Annotated in this window: 6 protein-coding genes; all 6 read right to left on the reverse strand. The window is 51.7% G+C overall.

The annotated features are described in order from the left end of the window. The coding region (gene rlmD / locus STRDD11_RS10545) for a 23S rRNA (uracil(1939)-C(5))-methyltransferase RlmD (protein WP_128837336.1) at positions 1–1,320 on the reverse strand (1,320 nt) is incomplete at its 3' end. A 254-nt stretch (positions 1,321–1,574) separates the two neighbouring features. Continuing rightward, positions 1,575–2,933, reverse strand: coding sequence for an LCP family protein (locus tag STRDD11_RS10550; protein WP_128837254.1), 1,359 nt, complete (start codon positions 2,931–2,933; stop codon positions 1,575–1,577). A gap of 12 nt (positions 2,934–2,945) precedes the next feature. Beyond that, positions 2,946–3,779 (reverse strand): prephenate dehydratase, encoded by an 834-nt coding sequence (pheA, locus tag STRDD11_RS10555; RefSeq protein ID WP_128837255.1) that lies wholly within the window; start codon positions 3,777–3,779, stop codon positions 2,946–2,948. Further along, on the reverse strand, positions 3,770–4,255 hold the full coding sequence (locus tag STRDD11_RS10560; RefSeq protein ID WP_128837256.1) for a shikimate kinase: 486 nt from the start codon (positions 4,253–4,255) through the stop codon (positions 3,770–3,772). The genes pheA and STRDD11_RS10560 overlap by 10 nt, the downstream gene beginning before the upstream one ends. After that, the gene (gene aroA / locus STRDD11_RS10565) at positions 4,248–5,531 is read right to left on the reverse strand and encodes a 3-phosphoshikimate 1-carboxyvinyltransferase (RefSeq protein WP_128837257.1); all 1,284 of its coding nucleotides are present in this window, start codon (positions 5,529–5,531) and stop codon (positions 4,248–4,250) included. The genes STRDD11_RS10560 and aroA overlap by 8 nt, the downstream gene beginning before the upstream one ends. A gap of 442 nt (positions 5,532–5,973) precedes the next feature. Further along, positions 5,974–7,492 (reverse strand): FAD-dependent oxidoreductase (locus STRDD11_RS10570; protein ID WP_128837337.1); only part of this gene is annotated, 1,519 nt, incomplete at its 5' end.

Raw genomic sequence — 7,492 nt, forward strand, 5'->3', positions numbered from 1 at the left:
ATGCGTCTGCGGGAATAAGTCCACTGGCTGAACCTGCTTGAGTATATAGCCCTGCTCTTGGTAAAGTTTGATGTCACGCGCCATGGTGGCAGGATTGCAGGAGATGTAGGTGATTTTGTCTGGCTGCATAGCTGCGCTGGCCTTGATAAAGCTTTCAGTCAAGCCCTTGCGCGGCGGATCCACCAGAATGACATTGGGACGAATGCCTTCCTTGAGCCAATCTTGGATGGCCTTTTCAGCCGCTGCACAGACATAGCTGGCGTTGGTGATGCCGTTGAGAGCCGCATTCTTCTGGCTGTTTTCAACCGCTTCTGGAATTACCTCCACACCATAGACCTGCTTGACCTGCTTAGCGACTGACAGGCCGATTGTGCCAATGCCCGAGTAAGCATCCAGCACCATATCTTCTGCGGTCAGTCCGGAGAAGTCAATCGCTGTCTGATAGAGCTTTTCTGCCATCTCGGTATTGACTTGATAAAAGGCAGGTGCCGCAATTTGAAAGTCATTGCCCAGCATGCAATCTGTGATGTAGTCCTGACCGTAGAGAGTGCGGAATTCCTTGCCGAAGATTGCATTGCCCGGCTGGTCGTTGATGTTCTGCATAATGGACTTGATTGCAGGAAAAGCTGCCAGCAGCCGCTCCACCAGCTGGTCCATGCGGAAAATCTTAGGCCGGGTCGTCACCAGAATGACCATGATTTCCCCTGAATAATGCCCCCGGCGGACCACCAGACTGCGGATGAGACCGGTTCTTTCCTTTTCATCATAGGGTTTGATGTCAAAACGACGCAGCAAATCCCGGGTAAAAAGGATAACTTGGTCAATGACCGGATCCTGAATGTAAAAATCTTCGATTGGCAGAAGGTCGTGGGAATGTTTTCTGAAGAAGCCGGTTTCCAGCTGGTCCTTGACCCGGCGGACTGGTACCTGTGCTTTGTTGCGATAGTGCAGCGGCTCATCCATGCCCAGTGTGGGCAGGACCTCTGCATCCGCAATACCGGCAATCTTATAGAGGCTGTCCTTGACCTGCTTGCGCTTGAAGTCCAGCTGGGCTGGGTAGCTCAGATGCCCCAAGTCCGCAATGCCGGTCCGCAGGTAGGCCATGTCAAGATTTTGATTGCGCTGGTCTGAAGTACGGAGAAATTCCTCCACCTTGCCAAAACCAATTTTTTTATTAACCTTGAGCACGCGCATGTGGATGAGCTCACCCGGCAGGGCATTTTCTACAAAGAAAACCAGCCCGTCAATCTTGGCTATACCGGCTCCCTCGTGGCTCAGGTCCACGATTTCAACTTCTATCACATCATTCTTTTTTAACATATTCTTCACTTTCTGCTTTATACTCTGCCATTTCCAAAAGAAAAGGCGGTGGAGCGAATCTGAAAATTAAATCTCTGTAGGTCCTAGTCCCAGCGCCTTCATCCAAAACCTCAAAGCAGTGCTTTTGTTACTTCCTCTCGGAAGCTTTATCTATAACCTCAAAACCTCCATTTTGAGCAATCAGCTGCTACGTCAAGAGCTTTTGGCCATCATAAAAGGAGGCTGAGATTTTTTCAGCCTCCCTATTATACCATTTATCGGAAACCAAGCTGGGCTAATCGTTCTTTATAAGCGTCAAAATCAATCAGGAGGCCTTGGCCGCCGTACATGTCATAGGTATCGATCCAGTCACCGTTTTCCGGTATTGTCAGGCGCTCAACCCCATTGCGGGAGTCTGCTGCCAGTGAAATACCGTTGGTCAAAAGGAAGCTGTAAGGCACATTGGTCGAGGTCAGGGCAAAGACCTTGCCCAGGGCTTCTGATCCGGTAAAGAGCTTGGTCGGGTCCTTGACCTGCTGGAAGATAGCCGTCAGGACTTCCTGCTGGCGGCGGGTCCGGCCAAAGTCCCCCTCGTCATCCTTGCGGAAGCGGGCATAATTGAGCAGGGTCCGGCCGTCCATCTGCTGCTGGCCGACCTTGATGGTCTGGTTGGGTACGACGCCGTCCTGCATATTGAGATCGTCAGGCACTTCTACCTCCGACACTGCTTCACCGTCAATGGTTGAAAACTGAGCATTCATGCTGACACCATTGGGAAAAAGAGTATCAATGGCTGTCGCGAAAGTCTGGAAGTCCACCAGGGCATAGTATTTGATGTCCAAGTCAAAATTATCCTTGAGCATCTGACGGACATAGTCTGCCCCGCGATTGTGATTCTGCTCGCCAATCGTATAGGCCGAATTGAGCTTTTGGTCATAGTAATCTGCCTGCGAAGGGTCGCTGTATTCATTGCTGATGCCATCGATATGAATCAGGGTATCGCGCATGAAGCTGACCAGCTTAATCTTGTGGTCCTTATTGCCCACATTCAAGACCATAATCGAGTCGGTCCGCGTCTCCGTCGAATCCTCTCCGACCCGGCCGTCCGTTCCTAAAATGAGGATATTGACGCCATCCTTGGTATCCTGACCATCAAAATATTCGGTCTCAGCCGGTTTGGAATTGCCGTTATTGGCTGTGGTCAGTCCTTTGATAAACATGAAAATCATGCCGCCCAAGACCATGAGCAGGAAAATTCCCAGCCAGAGAAGGATTCGTTTGAAGCGGATTTTCTTGCCTTTTTTCTTGGGCTGCTGCCCTCCAGATGCTGTCTCTGCAGCCGCTTGCTGTGCCTTTCGCTCTTTGCGGCTGCGTGAAGGCTGCTCAGGGTATTTGGGCAACAGGCCTGACGAGTCTGTCTCAGCCGGCTCTTCTGCCGGAGCAGCAGACTGGGACGCAGACGGCTCCTCATAGCGGCTGGCTTGGGGACTGCCGGATGGCACAGCCTGACCTTTTGATTTCTGGCGCAGATAGGAAAATTCTTTTTTCTCTTTGTCGTTTAGATAATAGTAATTCTTGTAGAGATAATCCAAGCGGAGCTGCTCATGATGGCTAAGATTTTCTGATTTTTTCATCTCTTCTCCAATCTATTTCTCTGGAATTTGAAAAACATTGTAGCTACCAAAAATTTTATAAGTAATTCCCAGACTTGTCAACTCTTGAAAGGCAAAATCCGCCAAATTTTTCTGTCCATTGTCAATATCAATGATGAAGAAATACTCGCCCAAAGCCGTCTTCAGAGGGCGGCTTTCAATCTTGGTCAGGTCAATACCGCGCCAGGCAAAAGTTGACAGGGCCTTATAAAGAGCTCCGGGCAGATTGTCCGGCAAGGTCAGAGCCAGCGTCTGCTTCTCTCCCTGCTGAGGCAGGCTGAGCTGAGGCAGATGATGGCCCAAAATCCAGAAACGGGTGTAGTTTTCCTCCATTTCCTGAATGTCCCGGGCCACTACCTGCAGGCCGTACTCATCGGCCGCACTGTGCGGTGCGATGGCTGCATACTGCCGGTCCGGATGCTCAGCCACTAAGCGGGCCGCATTGGCTGTACTGGCCGTCATTTCAAACTGGGCATGGGGAAAGTGCCGGCGGATATACTTTTTCCCCTGAGCAATGGCCTGAGGGTGAGAAAAGACCTTCTCAATAGGCCTGCCAAGCTCAACAGCCAGCAGCTGCTGCTTGATTGGCTGGATAACCTCAGCTACCGCCTGGATCTCCGACTGGTGAAAGAGATAGTCCAGCGTTTCATGGACGCTGCCTTCAATCGAGTTTTCCACCGGAACGACCGAGTAATCCACCTGACCGGCTTCATAAGCCTTCATAACCTCAGTAATATTCTGATAAGGGACTAGATCGTCTTGGGGAAAGGCCTTTTGGGCGACATGGTGAGAAAAAGACCCCTTGGGTCCTAGGTATCCTACAAGCATCGAATCAGCTCCGCAATTTCTTCTGGGCTCTTATCTGCTACATCAATAATATGGGTAGCAATCCGTTCATAGAAAGGCAGACGTCCTTCAAAAATTTCCTTAAACTGCTCACGGCTGTTATTGAGGAAAAGCGGCCGTTGCATGGCCACATCATTTTCGATCCGCTCATAGAGGGTATCAAAATCAACCCTTAGGTAAATATTATGCGGATTTTTTTCCAGCAGCTCACGGTTATGAGGATTGACCACGATTCCCCCGCCGGGAGAAATGATGTCCACTTCATCCTGCAGCAGGCTCTCCAGCATGGCCGCTTCCAGACGGCGGAAGGCATCTTCTCCCTCTTGTGCAAAAAAGTCATTGATAGACATGCCGATCTTTTCAACGATTAACTCATCCATATCATGGAAATTGGGGTCCAAAAGACGGCCGACCGTAGTCTTACCCGCTCCCATAAATCCTAGTAAAATTTTAGCCATGTAGTAGTTCCTCCAAATCAGTAAAAAAGCTTGGGTAGCTGGTATTGATAGCTTCTGCTCGTTCCAGTGCCATCTTTCCTTCTGCTGCCAAAAGGGCTGCAATCGCCGTCATCATACCAATGCGGTGATCGCCAAAGGTATTGACCGCCGCACCATGAAGGGCTGTTTTCCCCTCGATAATCATGCCGTCCTCTGTCGGGACAATCGCTGCGCCCATGCTGTTGAGAGCGTCAGCCACCACCTGAATGCGGTCGGTTTCCTTGACCTTGAGCTCCTCAGCGTCCCGGATAACTGTCCTTCCCTGAGCCTGCGTCGCCAAGAGGGCGATAATAGGCAGCTCATCAATCAGGCGCGGGATAATACTGCCGCCGATGTCTGTCCCTTTCAGCTCAGAGCTTTCAACCGTAATGGTAGCTGATTTGGCCACTTGGTCCACATTGGACAGGCGAATCCTGCCGCCCATAGCCTGTATGACATCCAAAATGCCCGTCCGGCTTTCATTGATGCCGACATTCTCCAAAACAATCTTGGAATCCGGGACAATCAGGCCCGCTACCAGCCAAAAGGCCGCACTGGAAATATCGCCCGGTACCGTTACCTGCTGAGCCTGCAGCTGCTGACCGCCCTCTATGCGGATTTCCTTGCCATCAACAGCAATCTGTCCGCCAAACTGGACAATCATATCCTCGGTATGGTTGCGGGTCAGCTCCTTTTCGATGATGACGGATTCACCCTGAGCCTGCAAAGCAGCAAAAATCAGAGCGGATTTGACCTGAGCAGAAGCCACCGGCAGCTGATAGCGGATAGGCTTGAGGGTCTTGCTGCCGCGAATGGTCAGAGGCGGCAGGTCACGCTCGGTCTGGCCGGAGATCTGCACCCCCATCTGCCGCAGGGGAATGGTCACCCGGTCCATGGGCCGCTTGGACAGGCTGTCGTCACCGAACATCTCAGCTTCAAAGTCCTGTCCGGCCAAAACACCGGAAATCAAGCGGATAGAGGTCCCCGAGTTACCCATATCCAGCTTATGTTTAGGAGCTTGCAGGCCGTCAAAGCCGACGCCGAAGATCCTGACCGTCCGGCCGTCATCCTCTATCTGCACCCCTAAATCACGGAAAACCTGCATGGTCGAAAGGACATCTTCCCCACGCAGGATATCATGAACAGTGGTCACTCCCTTGGCTAAACTGCCAAAAATGATGGAGCGGTGGCTGATTGACTTATCACCCGGCACCCGCAGAGTGCCCCTTAAGCCCTTGGCATTGGTTGTTAATTCCATAGAATTCCTCGCAGCTTCTTTCATTATTACTATTCTATCATAAAAGCCCCAGAAATTCTAAAAAATTCCGGGACTTTTTCAATAACTTTCAGAACTTTCAGCAAATTTTCGGACAAATGGACTCTGACTAAGCAATGTCAAGCGAGGCAGCGGCTGAACGGACACTTCAAAATGCGAACGCAGCCGCCGTCGGTTTCGCATTGCTCCAACGGTCCGGAGAGCTGACACCGTGTGAAGAGATTTTCGGAGAGTATCGTCTTTTTATACAGTATCCTTCCAAAGATACATCCCTCTGTGGGTGAGGACACAGCCATCATGGGAGGCTGTCTCACTCTCCCTGCTAAAAGCATACTAAATGACTATATAAGACAAGACAGACAGTCTAAAAATCACCCCGAGATAAGCTCGGAGTGATACAATGAAAAGCTGTAAGTAGAGGGAATTAATCCCCTTTAATGCTTTCGGCAGCCAGCTTACCAGAGGTCAGGGCCCAGGCATTATTGGCGCCGGATGGAGAGTCCGTCCCCATGACACCGCCGACGACTTCGCCAGCAGCATAGAGGCCTTGGATGACCTTTCCTTTCGTATTGAGCACTTCCAGCTGGCTATTGACAACCAAGCCGCCCATCGTGGTGGCAAAGCGCGGTTTCTGCTCAATGAGATAGTAAGGCCCCTGCCCGACCTTCTTCTGCAGGAATCGACTCTGACGGCCAAAATCTTCATCGACACCTTGTTCTACAAAGTGATTGTAGCGCTCGACAGTAGCAGCCAGTGCCTGCCGATCCATACCGGCCAAATCAGCCAGTGCCTGCAGATTGTCCGCATGGAAGAAATATGGGGTCCTGGAACCGTTATTCTCCAGCCACTGGTCAATATCCGCCTGAGAAATACCGCCTTCAGCCACTTCCTCACGGAAAATAGAGAAGTGTTCCTGATCCAGCAGCAGATAAAGAACCTTGGGCTCTTGTTCCATCAGAACGTCCAGAATATCATGATTGCTGGCCCGCTCATTAATGACCCGCTGGCCGTTGGTATTGACCAACAGACCGTTTTCACGCAGGACAGCAATATTGCCTCCTATGGTCGACTTAGCTGTGCCCTGAGCTACTTCTACACCATTGGGGTAGATCTTTCCTTGATCCAGCATGACCGTCGCAGCATCAATGCCGTGGGCCTGGGCCATGAGAAGGCCTTCCCCCATAGAGGAGCGGGTCCCGTAGAAGAGGACATCTTTGAGCCGCTTAGGCAGCAGCTGTTTGTTGTTGCCGTAGCCGCCGGTCGTCAGAACCACAGCCTTGGCCGAAATCCGGTGGGTCCTGCCGCTGTCTTCGACTGCCACCAAGCCGGTGACATTGCCTGCGCCGTCGGTCAGAAGCTGCTGAGCCTTGGTCTGCAGAAGGAGCTGCACGGCTGAGTCCGCTACCTTGCTGCGGACAGCCGCAGCAAAGCCATGACCGCCATGATCATAAGCCAGCTCCCGGTCCTTGCGGTATTCGGCCAGGACATGGAGGCCGCCTTTCATATCGTACTGAACACCGACATAGTCATGCACCCAGTCCGTTGTCTGGCCGATATTGTCAGCCAAGAGCTGCAGGAGCTCTCTGACGTTGGCCTGATTGCCATTGGCCAGAAAATCTTCGACCATAAGCTCAGCCGTATCGTCCGTCACGCCGGCTTCTTTTTGCAGCCGTGAGCCCATGACGACCTGATTGCCGCCTGATACGGAGATTGCCCCTCCGATAAAGCTTAATTTTTCGAGTAAAATGACGGACAAACCGAGCTCTTCTGCCCGAAGAGCCGCAGCTACACCAGCTGCACCGGCACCGACAATCACCACATCAACTGTTTCTTCCAGCACTTCATTGGACAGCTCAACACTTGGCTTCTGACGGGCTTTGAGGACATCGACGGCATCCTGGCTGCTGGCCTGCAGCACAGCGTCCGCCACACCGTCCACTACT

The organism is Streptococcus sp. DD11 (assembly GCF_001578865.1).
In the GTDB taxonomy this organism is placed as follows: Bacteria; Bacillota; Bacilli; order Lactobacillales; family Streptococcaceae; genus Streptococcus; species Streptococcus panodentis.